Below are 15,151 nucleotides of genomic sequence, written 5' to 3'. Positions count from 1 at the left end.
CGCTACTGGATGAAGTGAGCCGCCCGTTCTGCCAGGTCGAGAACGGGCTGCGGGAACAGGCCGAGGAGCACGGTCGCGCCCGCGGTGAAGGCGACGACGAGGACGGTCGCGAACGGCGATGTCGCGGTCGGGGCGTCGACGGGCGGATCGGTGAAGAACATCAGCACGATGACGCGGACGTAGAAGAACGCCGCGATGGCGCTGCACACGACACCGATGACGACCAGGAAGATGTAGTCGGCACCGGATGCGGCGGCGAATACCGCGAACTTGCTGACGAATCCGCTGGTCAACGGAAGCCCGGCGAACGACAGCAGCAACAGCGCGAAAACCGAGGCCAGCCAGGGGGACCGCTTACCGAGACCGGCCCACTGCGGCATGGCGGTCGCCTCGTCGCCGGAACCGTCGCGCACCAGACTGACCACCGCGAACGCACCGACGGTGCCGAGACCGTAGGCCAGCAGATAGAACATCACCGCAGCCAGCCCTGCGGAATCGGCGGCGGTCATGCCGACGAGCAGGAACCCGGCGTGCGCGATGGAGGAGTAGGCGAGCATCCGTTTCACATCGGTCTGGGTGACCGCCATGACCGCGCCGACCACCATCGTCGCCACCGCGACGGCGGCGAGCACGGGCCGCCAATCGTCGCTGAGCGCACCGGTTCCCACCATCAGCACCCGCAAGGTCGCCCCGACCGCGGCGATCTTGGTCGCGGCCGCCATGAACGCGGTGATCGGGGTCGGTGCGCCCTGATACACGTCGGGCACCCACGCCTGGAACGGCACGGCACCGATCTTGAACAGCAGTCCCACCGCGAGCATCGCGATACCGAGCAGGGCGAGAGTGGCGTCGTCGCCCTGCTTGTCCAGTGCCGCACCGATTTCCGGCAACGAGACGGTGCCGGTCTGCCCGTAGAGCAGGGCGACACCGTAGAGGAAGAACGCCGAGGAGAACGCACCGAGCAGGAAGTACTTCAGTGCCGCTTCCTGTGACAGCAACCGCCTGCGCCGGGCGAGTCCGCACAGCAGATACAGCGGCAGCGACAGCACCTCCAGCGCGACGAACATGGTGAGCAGATCGTTGGACGCCGGAAACAGCAGCAACCCGCCCAGAGCCAGCATGGTCAGCGGGAAGACCTCGGTGGTCGACACGCCCGCCCGCACAGCGGCGAGTTCGTTGGCACTGCCCGGGACCGACGATGCCTGCGGGGTGAAGGCGTCGACACCGCGTTCGAGGACGGCAGCGGTCCGGCTCCAGGTGCCCGGCCCGCTGCGCACGCGCCGTACCGCACCGCGTTCGGCGATCAGCAGCAGTCCGAGCAGCCCGATCACGAGAATGGTGCCCTGCAGAAACAAGGTGACACCGTCGATCGCGACGGCGCCGACCACGGCGGTGGCCTCGGTGCCGGCGAGCAGCACCACGGCGACCAGCGCGGCGAGCACACCGGCGATGCCGAGCACCACATGGGTGCCGTACCGGTAGGCGCGGGGCGCGAACGCCTCGACCAGCACACCGACGACGCCGACGGTGAACACGATCAGCATCGGTGCGAGCAGGTGGTATTCGATGCTCGGCGCGGTCAGCGGGGCCGCGAGCTCGTTGATGGTCACGGAGTCCGTCCTCATTTGTGTCCGCCGGTGGGGGCTGCTTCGGGAGCGGGGACCTTCGGCGCCGGATCCTGCTTACCGATGGTCGACAAGGTCTGTCCCACCGCGGGATTCACCAGATCGAGCATCGGCTTCGGGTACAGGCCGAGCACCAGCAGGGCGACGAGCAACGGGACGACCACGGCGAGTTCACGCGGCACCAGATCGCGCAGGTTCTCGTTGCCCTCACGCAGCGGGCCGGTCATCAGTCGCTGGTAGAGCCACAGCACGTAGATCGCGGCAAGGACCAGCGCGCCGGTCGCCACCACCGCGGCCACCTCGTACCGGCTGAACGTGCCGACCAGTACCAGGAATTCGCTGACGAACGGAGCGAGTCCGGGCAGCGACAGGGTGGCCAATCCGGCGATGAAGAACGTGCCCGCCAGCACGGGGGCCACCTTCTGCACGCCGCCGAAATCGGCGATCATCCGGCTGCCGCGCCTGCTGACGAGGAATCCGGCAATGAGAAACAGTGCGGCCGTGGACAATCCGTGGTTCACCATGTACAGCGTGGCACCGGACTGTGCCTGGGAGGTCATGGCGAAGATGCCGAGGATGATGAACCCGAAGTGCGAGATGGAGGTGTAGGCGATCAGGCGCATCACGTCGGTCTGCCCGATCGCGAGCAGCGCGCCGTAGAGCACACCGATCACCGCGAGGGTGATGACGAGCGGAGCGAAGGTGTCGGAGGCCAGCGGAAACAGCAGCAGGCAGTAGCGCAGCATGCCGAAGGTGCCGACCTTGTCGACCACCGCCATCATCAGCACCGCGCTCGACGGGGTGGCCGACACGGCGGCATCGGGCAGCCAGGTGTGCAGCGGCCACAGGGGAGCCTTCACCGCGAAGGCGAACATGAAACCGAGGAACAGGGCGTTCAAGACCGCCGTACTACCGCCGAGCTCACCGTTGTTGGCCGCCTCGACCACCACCCGCAGATCGAAGGTGCCCGCCGAGCCCTGACCGAGACCGGCGCGGGCGGTGAGCACGTACAACCCGATCACCGCGGCCAGCATGATCAACCCACCGAACAGGTTGTACAGCAGGAACTTCACCGCCGCGCGCGAGCGTTGCGCGCGCACGGCGGCGTCGGTGGTGCGGGCGCCGAAGCCGCCGATGAGGAAGTACATCGGGATCAGCATGGCTTCGAAGAAGATGTAGAACAGCAAGATGTCGAGGGCGAGGAACGAGATCAGCACCATCGACTCGACCAGCAGCATCAACGCCATGTACAGGTGGGTGTTCTTGCGGCCGTCGCCGCTGTCGTCGTTCCAGCCCGCCAGGACCAGCAGCGGAACGAGCAGCGCGGTGAGCAAAACCAGGACGGTGGCGATGCCGTCGAGGCCGAGGGTGTAACCCACCCCGAACGCCGGGATCCACTCGTGGGATTCGACGAATTGGTACTGCTCACCGCCGGGCCGGAAATTCACCGCGAGCACGACGGCGAGGACGAGCACACCGAACGACACCGTGAACGCGAGCGCGCGAGCCAGGGTGCGCTGGGCGGCGGGTACCGCGAGCACCGCGACAGCACCGATCGCGGGGGCGAGCCAGAGCGTCGTCAGCCAGGGAAACGAGTTCACCAGAACCTCACCGCGAGCAGGGCAGCGGCCACCAGGGCCGCGCCGGTGAACATGGACAGGGCATACGAGCGGACGAAACCTGTTTGCACGCGCCGGGTTCGGGCCGACAGCCCGCCGATGGCGGCAGCCGTCCCGTTGACGATCCCGTCGACACCCTTGGCATCGACGAATACCAGCGCCCGGGTGAGGTAGCGGCCGGGACGTTCGAACGCCGCCTCGTTCACGGCATCACCGTAGAGATCCTTGCGTGCGGCGCGGGTGAGCACGGTGACCGGCTCCGGCGCGACCTCGGGAACGGCCGACTCGGCGTACTTGCGGTAGGCCACGGCGACACCGATCGCGACCACCGTCAACGCGAGTCCGGTGACGACGATGGGCGGGACGACGGGTTCGGCGTGGTGCGAACCGACGACGGGTTCGAGCCAGTGCACCAGCGACGAGCCCCATACGAACAGTCCACCGGCGAACACGGACCCGAGGGCGAGCAGGATCATCGGCCCGGTCATCACCGCGGGTGATTCGTGCGGGTGGGTGTCGGGTTTCCAACGGCGCTCACCGAAGAACGTCATCAACATGACCCGGGTCATGTAGAACGCGGTGAGCCCGGCGCCGAGCAGGGTGACCACCCCGAGCAGGACACCGATGGTTCCGCCGTGGTCGAAGGCGGCCTCGATGATCTTGTCCTTGGAGAAGAAGCCCGACAGCGGTGGCACGCCGATGATCGCCAGGTAGCCGAGCCCGAAGGTGACGAAGGTGATCGGCATCAGGGTACGAAGGCCGCCGTAGCGGCGCATATCGGTTTCGTCGTTCATCGCGTGCATCACCGATCCGGCACCGAGGAACAGCCCGGCTTTGAAGAAGCCGTGGGTGAGCAGGTGCATGATCGCGAAGGCGTAGCCGGCGGGACCGAGACCGACCGCGAGGATCATGTAGCCGATCTGGCTCATCGTCGAGGCGGCCAGCGCCTTTTTGATGTCGTCCTTGGCGCAGCCGATGATCGCGCCGAACAGCAACGTCACCGCGCCGACGGCAAGCACAGCGGCCTGGGCGCCGGGGGCCAGATCGTAGATCGGGTTGGCGCGCGCGATCAGGTACACACCGGCGGTGACCATGGTGGCGGCGTGGATGAGCGCCGACACCGGCGTCGGGCCTTCCATGGCGTCACCGAGCCAGGACTGCAGCGGCACCTGCGCGGATTTACCGCACGCCGCGAGCAGCAGCATCAACCCGATGAATGTGAGCGTGCCTTCGCTCGCACCCGGCGCCGCCGCGAACACGGTGCGGAAGTCGAAGGAGCCGAAGGTCGCGAACATGACCATCATGGCGATGGCAAGACCCATGTCACCGACCCGGTTCACCACGAATGCCTTCTTGGCAGCCGTTGCGGCGGAAGGCTTCTCGTACCAGAACCCGATCAGCAGGTACGACGCCAGACCCACACCTTCCCAGCCGAGGTACAGCACGAGGAAGTTGTCGGCCAGGACGAGCACCAGCATGGCGGCCAGGAACAGGTTGAGGTAGCCGAAGAAGCGGCGCCTGCCCGGATCATGGCTCATGTAGCCGATCGAATAAACGTGGATCAGGGAGCCGACGCCGGTGATGAGCAGCGCGAAGCAGATCGACAGCTGATCGAGTTGCAGGCCGAACGCGACCTGCATCTGCGCCACCGGCACCCAGGTGAACAGCTCCAGATGCTGGGCCCGGTCGGCGTCGGCGCGACCGAGCATGCCGACGAACGCGACGATCGCGACGACGAACGAACCGAGCGCGGCGGCCGTACCGAGGTAGTGCCCCCAGCCGTCGGCGCGGCGCCCGAGCAACAGCAGAACGATCGCGCCGAGGAGTGGGATCGCGGGCAGCAGCCACAACGTTGCGGTACCCATGTCAGAACTTCAGCAGGTTGGCGGCGTCGACCGAGGTCGACCGGCGGGCACGGAAGATCGTCATGATGATCGCCAGACCGACGACGACCTCGGCGGCGGCCACGACCATGGTGAAGAAGGCGATCACCTGACCGTCGAGGTCGCTGTGCAGCCGGGCGAAGGTGACGAAGGCCAGGTTCACCGCGTTGAGCATGAGCTCCACACACATGAACACCACGATCGCGTTGCGCCGCAACAGCACTCCGGCGGCGCCGATGGTGAACAACAGCGCGGACAGGAACAGGTAGTTCTGGGGGTTCACCGCTTGCCTTCCTCGTCGGCCGTCGGGTTGTCGCCGCGTGCCGCGCCCGCCGCCAGGAACAGCGCTTCTTCGTGGGCGCGGGTGCGGCGGTGGCGCAGAATGGTGCTCACCGAGTGTTCGGCGTAGGAACCGTCGGGCAGCAGGGCCGGGCTGTCGACGGCGTTGTGCCGGGCGAAGACGCCCGGTGTCGGCTGCGGGGTGGCGCGTTCACCGCCGGTACGGAAACGGTCACGTGACATCTCGCGCTGACCGCGGCGCGGCGTGAAGTGTTCGCGGTGAGCCAGCACCATGGCGCCGATGGTCGCGGTGATGAGCAGGGCGCCGGTGAGTTCGAACGCCCAGACGTAGCGCAGGAAGATCAGTTCGGCGAGTTCGGCGATCACATCGCGTTCACCGAAACCGTTGCCCGCGAAGCGGGTTCCGTCGCCACCCAAAGCCGACCCGATGCCGCCGATGAGCAGGAAGCCGAATCCGAGGCCGACGATCGCGGCCGCGATGCGTTGCCCGCGCAGGGTTTCGCGCAGTGATTCGGCCGAGTCGACACCGACGAGCATCAGCACGAACAGGAACAGCATCATCACCGCGCCCGTGTACACCACGATTTGCACCACACCGAGGAACAGGGCGTCCTGGGCGATGTAGAACACGGCGAGCGCGATCATGGTCGCGGCCAGGCACAGTGCCGAGTGCACGGCCTTGGCCGCGGTCACCATGCCGAGCGCGCCGAGCACGGCGATGGGGGCGAGCACCCAGAACAGCACGGCCTCCCCGGTGGAGGTGGCGGCGATGTCGGCGGCCAGCAGGGTGTTCATCGCAGGACCTCCTCTTCGGACGCCGCTGGTCCGACGCGACCGAGGTAGTAGTCGGCGGCGTCGGTGCCAGGCGCCATCGCGTGCGGCGGAGCGACCATGCCGGGCTCCATCGGCGCCAGCAGCCGGTCCTTCTCGTAGATCAGGTCCGCGCGGTTGTCGTCGGTGAGTTCGTATTCGTTGGTCATGGTGAGCGCCCGGGTGGGGCAGGCCTCGATGCACAGGCCGCAGCCGATGCAGCGCAGGTAGTTGATCTGGTACACGCGCCCGTAGCGTTCACCGGGGGAGAAACGTTCGTCCTCGGTGTTGTCGCCGCCTTCGACGTAGATGGCGTCGGCCGGGCACGCCCAGGCGCACAGCTCGCAGCCGATGCACTTCTCGAGGCCGTCGGCGTAGCGGTTGAGCTGGTGGCGACCGTGATAGCGCGGGGCGGTCGGCACCTTCTGTTCCGGGTAGAACTCGGTGTTGGGCTTCTTGAACATGGTCGCCCCGGTGACGGCGAACCCGGCGAAGGGATCGAGCAGCCCGATCCGCGGTTCGGCGTCGGCGGTGCGCGGTGGGATCGGCGGCACCGGGAAGCCGAGGAATACCGGCGAGCCGGCGGGTTCCTCCGGCAGCGGCGGCAAGCCCTTCGTGCGGCCTGCCCGCACGAACATGCCGATCAGTCCGAGGGTGACGACGATGCCGGTGCCGACCAGGATGGGTGTCTGCCCGGGAATGCCCTCGATGTCGAGCACCCGTGCACCGGCCACGACCATGACCCACACCAGCGAGGTGGGGATGAGCAGTTTCCAGCCGAGGTTCATGAACTGGTCGTAGCGCAGGCGGGGCAGGGTGCCGCGCAGCCAGACGAATACGAACAAGAACGTCCACACCTTGGCGGTGAACCACAGCACCGGCCACCACCCGGAGTTGGCGCCCTCCCACAGGCTGATCGGGAACGGTGCGCGCCACCCGCCGAGGAACAGGGTGGTGGCGAGCGCCGAAACCGTTGCCATGTTGACGTATTCGGCGAGCATGAACATCGCGAACTTCAGCGAGGAGTACTCGGTGTGGAAGCCACCGACGAGCTCACCCTCGGCTTCGGGCAGGTCGAACGGTGCCCGGTTGGTCTCACCGACCATCGCCACGCAGTAGATCAGGAACGACGGCAGCAACAGGAAGACGTACCAGGTGCCCTCCTGGGCGGTGACGATGCCGGAGGTCGCCATGGTGCCCGAGAGCAGGAACACCGTGGCGAAGGTCAGGGCCATCGCGATCTCGTAGGAGATCACCTGTGCGGTCGAACGCAGCCCGCCGAGCAGCGGATACGTCGAGTTCGACGACCAGCCGGCCAGCACGATGCCGTACACGCCGATGGAGGTGATGGCCAGGATGTAGAGCACGCCGACGGGCATGTCGGTGAGTTGCAGCGCGGTGCGAGTGCCGAAGATCGACACCTCCGGGCCGAACGGGATCACCGCGAACGCCATGAACGCCGGGATCACCGAGATGATCGGTGCGAGCACGTAGATCGGCTTGTCGACGATGGCGGGGATGATGTCTTCCTTGAGCGCCATCTTCACGCCGTCGGCGATCGACTGGAACATGCCGCCCGGGCCGACCCGGTTGGGGCCGACCCGCATCTGCATCCAGGCGACGACCTTGCGTTCGGCGTACACCGCGACCAACGGGACGAGCATCAGGTAGACGAACACCGCCAGCGCCTTGACCACGACCAGCCACAGCGGGTCGGTGCCGAACACCGGCCCGGCGTCGGCCGCGAGGAGTAGCACACGATCACTCATGGCGGTGTTCCTTCATCCTGTCGTCGGCGCGGCGCAGGCGCACCACGGCGCCGGGCGTCACGCCGAGGGTGGTACCGACCGTGCAACCGGCCGAGTGCAGCGGCAGCCACACCACCCGGTCGGGCAGATCGGTGATCATCAGCGGCACGGTGATCTCGCCGCGGTCGGTGGCGACGATGATGTGGTCGGCGTCGTCGGCTTCGATCTCGGCGGCGGTGGCGGCCGAGAGCCGGGCGACCGGTGGTCGCGCGACACCGGCGAGGTTGGGTTCGCCGTCCTGCAGGCGACCGGCGTCGAGCAGCATCCGCCACCCGGCCAGCACCGCCGTACCGGGACCGGGTGTGGGTCTGGGGTGGCTCGAGAATTCGGGTGCGTCGATCGGCTCACCGTCGCTCCAACCCCCGAGAGCGTCGAGTTCGGCGCGGGCCGCGGCGGCATCGGGCAGCGCGATCGGGACACCCATTTCGACGGACAGGGAATTCAATACGCGCAGGTCCGACAGGGGTGCGGCGACGCGGCGTGTGGTATCCAGGGGTGCGGCGGCGAACGGACGCGGTCTGCCTTCCCAAGTGCGGAAGGTGCCCGCCTTCTCGACGACGGTGGCAACGGGGAACACGACGTCGGCGCGTTCGGTGACGCTGCTGTGGCGTTGTTCGAGGCTCACCACGAACCGGGCGGCATCGATCGCGGCCAGGGCGGCGGCGGGGTCGGGCAGGTCGGCGGGATCCACGCCGCCGATCACCAGTGCGCCGAACTGGGCGGCGCCCGCGAGGATCGCCGAGGTGTCGCGTCCGGGACCGTCGGGCAGTTCGCCACTCTGCCAGCGGTGACGAACCTGCTGGCGCGCGGTCGGATCGACGACGGGCCTGCCACCGGGCAGCAGACTGGGCAATGCGCCTGCTTCGAGTGCTCCGCGCTCACCGGCCCGGCGTGGCACCCAGGCGAGCGCGGCGCCGGTGGCCTCGGCCAACCGCAGCACCGCCGACAAGGCGCCCGGGCTGCCTGCGAGCCGTTCGCCCGCCATGACGACCGCGCCGGGCGTGCGCAGCAGGTTCATGAGTTCGGCCGCGTCCGGCGAGGTTTCGCCCAGCACGGCGTCGAGGACCTCGGCCTCGGCGCACGGAGGGGTCTGGATGAGGGCACCGGAGAGACGTTCGAGCCCTCGAGAAGCGAACGGCGCCAACGACACCACCCGCAGACCTCGAGTGCGTACGGCTTTGCGCAGGCGCAGGTAGACGATCGGTGATTCCTCTTCGGGTTCGAAACCGACCAGCAGCACCGCGGGCGCTTTGCTCAGCGCCGTGTAATCCACATCGATGCCGCGTCCGGCGACGCACGCGGCGAGGAACTGTTCCTCCTCCTCGGAGTGCACGCGGGCGCGGAAGTCGATGTCGTTGGTTGACAGCACCATTCGCGCGAACTTGCTGTACGCGTAGGCCTCTTCCTCGGTGACGCGCCCACCGACCAGCACACCGGCGTTGCCGATGGCGGCCTGCAACCCGGTCGCGGCGGCGGCGAGGGCCTGGGGCCAGGAGGCGGGGGCGAGCACGCCGTCCCAGCCACGCACCAGTGGGGTGGTGAGGCGGTCGCGTTCGGTGGCGTAGGCGAAGGCCCAGCGGCCCTTGTCGCAGTTCCATTCCTCGTTGACCTGCGGGTCGTCGCCGGCCAAGCGTCGCAACACCTTCCCGCGCCGGTGATCGGTGCGTTGCGCGCAGCCCGACGCGCAGTGCTCGCACACACTGGGTGTGGAGACCAGGTCGAAGGGGCGGGCGCGGAACCGGTAGGAGGTGCCGGTGAGCGCGCCGACCGGGCAGATCTGCACGGTGTTGCCGGAGAAGTACGAGTCGAGCGGTTCGGCCTGGGCGATACCGACCTGTTGCAGCGCACCACGATCCATCAGTTCGATGAACGGGTCACCGGCCACCTGCTGGGAGAACCGGGTGCACCGCGCGCACAGGACGCACCGTTCCCGGTCGAGCAGCACCGCCGACGACAACGGTATGGGCTTCGGGTAGGTGCGTTTCTCACCTTCGAAGCGGGATTCGGCGCTGCCGGTGGACATGGCCTGGTTCTGCAACGGGCATTCGCCGCCCTTGTCGCATACCGGGCAATCCAGGGGGTGGTTGATGAGCAGCAGTTCCATCACCCCGCGCTGAGCCTTCTCGGCGACCGGGGAGCTGAGCTGGGTGCGCACCACCATGCCGTCGGTGACGGGAATCGTGCAGGAGGCCACCGGTTTCCGCTGGCCTTCGACCTCGACGATGCACTGACGACACGCACCGACGGGGTCGAGCAGTGGGTGGTCGCAGAAGCGGGGGATCTGCACGCCGATCAGTTCGGCCGCGCGGATCACCAGGGTGCCTGCGGGGACCTGGATGGTGGTGTCGTCGATGGTGACGTTCACCAGATCGGCGGGCACTACGCCGGAGTTGTTGCCGGGCGCGATCGCTGTCATCGGGTCGCCTTTCCTGAGGCCCACGCCGTGGCGCGGGCCGGGTCGAACGGGCAGCCGCCGCGACGCTGATGCTCGAGGTATTCCTCACGGAAGTACTTCAGCGAGGAGAAGATCGGGCTGGCCGCGCCGTCACCGAGCGCGCAGAACGATTTGCCGTTGATGTTGTCGGCGATGTCGGCGAGCTTGTCGAGGTCGGCCTCGGTGCCCTGGCCCGCCTCGAGCCGGTGCAGCAGTTGCACCAGCCAGTAGGTGCCTTCGCGGCACGGTGTGCATTTGCCGCAGGACTCGTGGGCGTAGAACTCGGTCCAGCGCAGCACCGCCCGCACCACGCAGGTGGTGTCGTCGAAGATCTGCAATGCCTTGGTGCCCAGCATGGAACCGGCGGCGGCGACACCTTCGTAGTCGAGGGCGACATCGAGGTGCTCGGCGGTGAACAGCGGTGTCGAGGAACCACCGGGTGTCCAGAACTTCAGGGTGTGCCCGGCACGCACACCGCCGGCATAGTCGAGCAGTTCGCGCAGGGTGATGCCGAGCGGCGCCTCGTACTGGCCGGGCCGGGCGACGTGGCCCGAGAGCGAGTAGAGGGTGAAGCCGGGCGACTTCTCGCTGCCCATCGAGCGGAACCAATCGGTGCCGTTGCGCAGGATCGAGGGCACCGACGCGATGGATTCCACATTGTTGACCACCGTCGGGCAGGCGTAGAGACCGGCGACGGCGGGGAACGGTGGCCGTAGCCGTGGCTGGCCGCGGCGTCCCTCGAGCGAATCGAGCAGAGCGGTTTCCTCGCCGCAGATGTAGGCGCCCGCGCCGGCGTGCACGATCAGTTCCAGGTCGAAACCCGAGCCGAGAACGTCGTTGCCGAGGAATCCGGCGGCGTACGCCTCGGCGACGGCGGCCTGCAGGCGGCGCAGCACCGGGACCACTTCACCACGCACGTAGATGAAGGCGGTGTTCGCGCGAATGGCGTAGGCCGCGATCACCACCCCCTCGATCAGAGTGTGCGGAGTGGCCAGCATGAGCGGGATGTCTTTGCAGGTGCCCGGTTCGGACTCGTCCGCGTTGACGACGAGGTAGTGCGGTTTGATCGTGCCGTCGGGGCCCGGGCCCTGCGGGATGAACGACCACTTCATCCCGGTGGGGAAACCGGCGCCGCCGCGTCCGCGCAGGCCCGCGTCCTTGACCGTTTGGATGACGTCGTCGGGCTGCATCCGCAGCGCGGCCCGCAGACCTTCGTAACCGCCTGTGCTGGAATAGGTGTCGAGCGTCCAGGACTGCGGACGATCCCAGTCGCGGCTCAGTACAGGGGTGAGCGTCGTCATCGCGCGCCCTCGCCGTCTCCGGAATCCATTGCCGGGAAGCCTGTTTCAGGGGCTGAGGCCGCACCGTCGGCGATGCGCAATCCCGCCAGCGTGGGCTCGCCGGGAGCGCCATCGAGGGCACCCGGTCGTTTGTCGGGGAAACCGGCGAGGATTCGGGCGGTCTCGCGGAACGTGCAGAGCGGGGCGCCACGGCTGGGCCGCACCTGATGCCCGGCACGCAGCGCGTCGGTGACCTCGATGGCCGATTCGGGGGTCTGGTTGTCGAAGAACTCCCAGTTCACCATCATCACCGGCGCGTAGTCGCAGGCGGCGTTGCACTCGATGTGTTCGAGGGTGACGGCGCCGTCTGGAGTGGTCTGGCCGTGGCCGATGCCCAGGTGCTGTTGCAGCGCTTCGTAGATCGCGTCGCCGCCGAGTACCGCGCACAGCGTGTTGGTGCACACGCCCACGTGATAGTCGCCGGTAGGGGTGCGGCGGTACATCGAATAGAAGGTGGCGACGGCGGTGACCTCGGCACCGGTGAGCCCCAATTGCTCGGCACAGAAGTCGATCCCGGTGCCGGTAACATATCCGTCCTCGGCTTGCACCAGATGCAACAGTGGCAGCAGGGCCGAACGCGGATGCGGGTAGCGGGTGATGATGTCCTTGGCGTCGAGCTCGAGACGCTGGCGAATATGCGGCGGATACGGTTCGGGCCGGACGGTGAGATTCAGCAGAACCGTTGGGCTCGCGGGCTTTTCGGTCATCGGTCTACCCCTCCCATGACGGGGTCGATGCTGGCGACGGAGGCGATGACGTCGGCGACCATGCCGCCCTCGCACATCGCGGCGACCGCCTGCAGGTTGGTGAACGAGGGGTCGCGGTAGTGCACCCGATACGGGCGGGTGCTGCCGTCGCTGACCATGTGCACGCCCAGTTCGCCGCGTGGTGACTCGACAGCCGAATACACCTGCCCGGCAGGCACTCTGATGCCCTCGGTGACGATCTTGAAGTGGTGGATCAGCGACTCCATGGAGGTGCCCATGATCTTGCCGATGTGTTCGGGGGAGTTGCCGAGCCCGTCGGGGCCCAGTTTCAGGTCGGCGGGCCAGGCGATCTTCTTGTCGTCGATCATCACCGGGCCGGGGCGCAACCGGTCGAGGCATTGTTCGACGATCTTGAGCGACTCGCGCATCTCGGCCACCCGGATGAGGTAGCGGCCGTAGCAGTCGCAGCCGGTGGTGGTGGGGATGTCGAATTCGTAGTTCTCGTACCCGCAGTACGGATCGGACTTGCGCAGGTCGTGGGGCAGACCGGTGGCTCGCAGTACCGGCCCCGTGATGCCGAGGGCCATGCAGCCGGTGAGGTCGAGGTAGCCGATGTCCTGGGTGCGCTTCTTCCAGATCGGGTTGGCGCTGAGCAGGTGCTCCATGTCGCGCAACCGGCCCGGCATGATGTCGAGGAGTTCGCGCACCTTGGTGACACCGTCGTCGGGCAGGTCCTGGGCGAGGCCGCCGGGACGGATGAAGGCATGGTTCATCCGCAGACCGGTGATGGTTTCGAAGACGTCGAGGATGAGTTCGCGTTCACGGAAGCCGAACAGCATCGGGGTGAGCGCGCCCAGTTCCATGCCGCCGGTCGCGAGGGCCACCAGGTGCGAGGAGATGCGGTTGAGCTCCATCAGCAGCACGCGAACCACGGTGGCGCGTTCGGGGATCTGCTCGGTGATGTCGAGCAGTTTCTCCACGCCGAGGCAGTAGGCGGTCTCGTTGAAGAACGGGGACAGGTAGTCCATGCGGGTCACGAACGTGACGCCCTGGGTCCAGTTGCGGAATTCCAGGTTCTTCTCGATGCCGGTGTGCAGGTAGCCGATGCCGCAGCGGGCCTCGGTGACGGTTTCGCCCTCGATCTCGAGGATCAGGCGCAGCACCCCGTGCGTGGAGGGGTGCTGGGGGCCCATGTTGACGACGATGCGTTCCTCACCGGCACCGTCGAGCACCTCGCCGACCTGGTCCCAGTCCTGGCCCGCCACGGTGACGACCCGCGGTTCGTCACGGCGGAAATCGGTGTCGGTCATCAGCTGTAGGTCCTCCGCTCGTCGGGCGGCGGTATGCGCGCGCCCTTGTACTCCACCGGGATCCCGCCGAGCGGGTAGTCCTTGCGCTGCGGGTGGCCCCGCCAGTCGTCGGGCATGGTGATGCGGGTGAGCGAGGGGTGCCCGTCGAAGAGGATGCCGAAGAAGTCGTAGGTTTCGCGTTCGTGCCAGTCGACGGTCGGATACACCGAGAACAGCGACGGGATGTGTGGGTCGGCATCGGGGACCGAGACCTCGATGCGGACCCGACGGCTGTGGGTGATCGACATCAAGTGGTACACGGCGTGCAGTTCACGCCCGGTTTCGTCGGGGTAGTGCACCCCGCTCACGCCGAGGCACAGTTCGAAGCGCAGCGAGCTGTCGTCGCGCAGGGCACTCGCCACGTCGACGAGATGTTCGCGGCGCACGTGCAGGGTGAGTTCGCCGCGGAAGACGACGATCTTCTCGATGACGGTGTCGAAGGCGATGACGCGGTGGGTGAGGGCGGCGCGCAGCGTGCCGACGAAGGCGTCGAACCAGCCGCCGTACGGGGGCGGTGTGCCGCCGGGCAGCACGACCGGGGTGACCAGGCCGCCGTAGCCGGACGTGTCGCCGGTGCCGTGCACGCCGAACATGCCGTGGCGGGTGCCGATCACCTCGTCCTCGGCCGGTTTGCGATGCTTGGGCGCTTCCGGGGTTTCCTCCGGAATGCCCTGCCCCGCAGTGTTGTCGGTGTTGTCGGGGGAGTCGAAGGTCATCGCAGCAGACCCTCCATGCGGATGGTCGGGGTGCTGGCGAGCGCGGCCTGTTCGGCGGCGCGGATCGCTTCCTCGCGGTTGACGCCCATCGGCATCTCGGCGATCTTGGCGTGCAACGCGAGGATGGCGTTGAGCAGCATCTCGGGGCGGGGTGGGCAGCCGGGCAGGTAGATGTCGACCGGGACCACGTGGTCGACGCCCTGCACGATGGCGTAGTTGTTGAACATTCCGCCCGAGGACGCGCAGACACCCATGGCCAGCACCCATTTGGGTTCGGTCATCTGGTCGTAGACCTGGCGCAGTACCGGTGCCATCTTCTGGCTCACCCGGCCTGCGACGATCATCAGATCGGCCTGGCGGGGCGAGGCGCGGAAGGCTTCCATGCCGAAGCGGGCGATGTCGAATCGTCCGGCGCCGGTGGCCATCATCTCGATCGCGCAGCAGGCCAGGCCGAAGGTGGCCGGCCACAGCGACCCTTTACGCAGGTATCCGGCGAAATCCTCGACGGTGCTCAGCAGGAACCCGCTGGGCAGTTTCTCTTCGAGACCCATTATTTCCCA

Annotated in this window: 12 protein-coding genes; all 12 read right to left on the bottom strand. The window is 67.5% G+C overall.

Going from position 1 to position 15,151, the window contains the following annotated elements; translation table 11 throughout:
* Positions 1-2 precede the first annotated feature (2 nt).
* The 12 genes from nuoN to ACWEVR_RS10605 are packed head-to-tail and all read right to left on the bottom strand — an operon-like array spanning position 3 to position 15,142.
* Complete coding sequence (nuoN, locus tag ACWEVR_RS10660; RefSeq protein ID WP_452466711.1) at positions 3-1,625, bottom strand: NADH-quinone oxidoreductase subunit NuoN; 1,623 nt, start codon at positions 1,623-1,625, stop codon at positions 3-5.
* Positions 1,622-3,226: an NADH-quinone oxidoreductase subunit M gene (locus tag ACWEVR_RS10655; RefSeq protein ID WP_452466710.1), complete on the bottom strand. Its 1,605-nt coding sequence runs from the start codon at positions 3,224-3,226 to the stop codon at positions 1,622-1,624. Before ACWEVR_RS10655 ends, nuoN begins: the two co-directional genes overlap by 4 nt.
* On the bottom strand, positions 3,223-5,109 hold the full coding sequence (gene nuoL, locus ACWEVR_RS10650) for an NADH-quinone oxidoreductase subunit L (RefSeq protein ID WP_452466709.1): 1,887 nt from the start codon (positions 5,107-5,109) through the stop codon (positions 3,223-3,225). Before nuoL ends, ACWEVR_RS10655 begins: the two co-directional genes overlap by 4 nt.
* Before the next feature lies 1 nt (position 5,110).
* Positions 5,111-5,410: an NADH-quinone oxidoreductase subunit NuoK gene (gene nuoK / locus ACWEVR_RS10645; RefSeq protein WP_067489925.1), complete on the bottom strand. Its 300-nt coding sequence runs from the start codon at positions 5,408-5,410 to the stop codon at positions 5,111-5,113.
* Complete coding sequence (locus ACWEVR_RS10640) at positions 5,407-6,222, bottom strand: NADH-quinone oxidoreductase subunit J (protein WP_067638458.1); 816 nt, start codon at positions 6,220-6,222, stop codon at positions 5,407-5,409. Before ACWEVR_RS10640 ends, nuoK begins: the two co-directional genes overlap by 4 nt.
* Positions 6,219-8,006 carry an NADH-quinone oxidoreductase subunit NuoH gene (nuoH, locus tag ACWEVR_RS10635; protein ID WP_452466708.1) on the bottom strand — a complete coding sequence of 596 codons (1,788 nt, stop codon included), beginning with the start codon at positions 8,004-8,006 and terminating at the stop codon, positions 6,219-6,221. The genes ACWEVR_RS10640 and nuoH overlap by 4 nt, the downstream gene beginning before the upstream one ends.
* Positions 7,999-10,461: an NADH-quinone oxidoreductase subunit G gene (locus tag ACWEVR_RS10630; protein ID WP_452466707.1), complete on the bottom strand. Its 2,463-nt coding sequence runs from the start codon at positions 10,459-10,461 to the stop codon at positions 7,999-8,001. The genes nuoH and ACWEVR_RS10630 overlap by 8 nt, the downstream gene beginning before the upstream one ends.
* Entirely contained in the window at positions 10,458-11,780 is a 1,323-nt protein-coding gene (nuoF, locus tag ACWEVR_RS10625) for an NADH-quinone oxidoreductase subunit NuoF (RefSeq protein WP_452466706.1), read from the bottom strand. Before nuoF ends, ACWEVR_RS10630 begins: the two co-directional genes overlap by 4 nt.
* Positions 11,777-12,526: an NADH-quinone oxidoreductase subunit NuoE gene (nuoE, locus tag ACWEVR_RS10620; RefSeq protein ID WP_452466705.1), complete on the bottom strand. Its 750-nt coding sequence runs from the start codon at positions 12,524-12,526 to the stop codon at positions 11,777-11,779. Before nuoE ends, nuoF begins: the two co-directional genes overlap by 4 nt.
* The gene (nuoD, locus tag ACWEVR_RS10615) at positions 12,523-13,836 is read right to left on the bottom strand and encodes an NADH dehydrogenase (quinone) subunit D (protein ID WP_067489941.1); all 1,314 of its coding nucleotides are present in this window, start codon (positions 13,834-13,836) and stop codon (positions 12,523-12,525) included. Before nuoD ends, nuoE begins: the two co-directional genes overlap by 4 nt.
* Positions 13,836-14,591, bottom strand: coding sequence for an NADH-quinone oxidoreductase subunit C (locus ACWEVR_RS10610; RefSeq protein WP_452466704.1), 756 nt, complete (start codon positions 14,589-14,591; stop codon positions 13,836-13,838). The genes nuoD and ACWEVR_RS10610 overlap by 1 nt, the downstream gene beginning before the upstream one ends.
* Entirely contained in the window at positions 14,588-15,142 is a 555-nt protein-coding gene (locus tag ACWEVR_RS10605) for a NuoB/complex I 20 kDa subunit family protein (RefSeq protein ID WP_067489943.1), read from the bottom strand. The genes ACWEVR_RS10610 and ACWEVR_RS10605 overlap by 4 nt, the downstream gene beginning before the upstream one ends.
* Positions 15,143-15,151 lie beyond the last annotated feature (9 nt).

Source organism: Nocardia sp. NPDC003979 (genome assembly GCF_053605015.1).
The sequence above is the reverse complement of the archived record's forward strand: the minus strand, read 5'-3'. Positions and strand labels throughout refer to the sequence as shown.

Coding starts and splice junctions, on each gene's coding strand:
- ACWEVR_RS10610 (WP_452466704.1), bottom strand. CDS start 14,591: ATGACCTTCGACTCCCCCGACAACACCGACAACACTGCGGGGCAGGGC.
- nuoF (WP_452466706.1), bottom strand. CDS start 11,780: ATGACGACGCTCACCCCTGTACTGAGCCGCGACTGGGATCGTCCGCAG.
- ACWEVR_RS10630 (WP_452466707.1), bottom strand. CDS start 10,461: ATGACAGCGATCGCGCCCGGCAACAACTCCGGCGTAGTGCCCGCCGAT.
- nuoN (WP_452466711.1), bottom strand. CDS start 1,625: ATGAGGACGGACTCCGTGACCATCAACGAGCTCGCGGCCCCGCTGACC.
- nuoH (WP_452466708.1), bottom strand. CDS start 8,006: ATGAGTGATCGTGTGCTACTCCTCGCGGCCGACGCCGGGCCGGTGTTC.
- nuoL (WP_452466709.1), bottom strand. CDS start 5,109: ATGGGTACCGCAACGTTGTGGCTGCTGCCCGCGATCCCACTCCTCGGC.
- ACWEVR_RS10640 (WP_067638458.1), bottom strand. CDS start 6,222: ATGAACACCCTGCTGGCCGCCGACATCGCCGCCACCTCCACCGGGGAG.
- ACWEVR_RS10605 (WP_067489943.1), bottom strand. CDS start 15,142: ATGGGTCTCGAAGAGAAACTGCCCAGCGGGTTCCTGCTGAGCACCGTC.
- nuoD (WP_067489941.1), bottom strand. CDS start 13,836: ATGACCGACACCGATTTCCGCCGTGACGAACCGCGGGTCGTCACCGTG.
- nuoE (WP_452466705.1), bottom strand. CDS start 12,526: ATGACCGAAAAGCCCGCGAGCCCAACGGTTCTGCTGAATCTCACCGTC.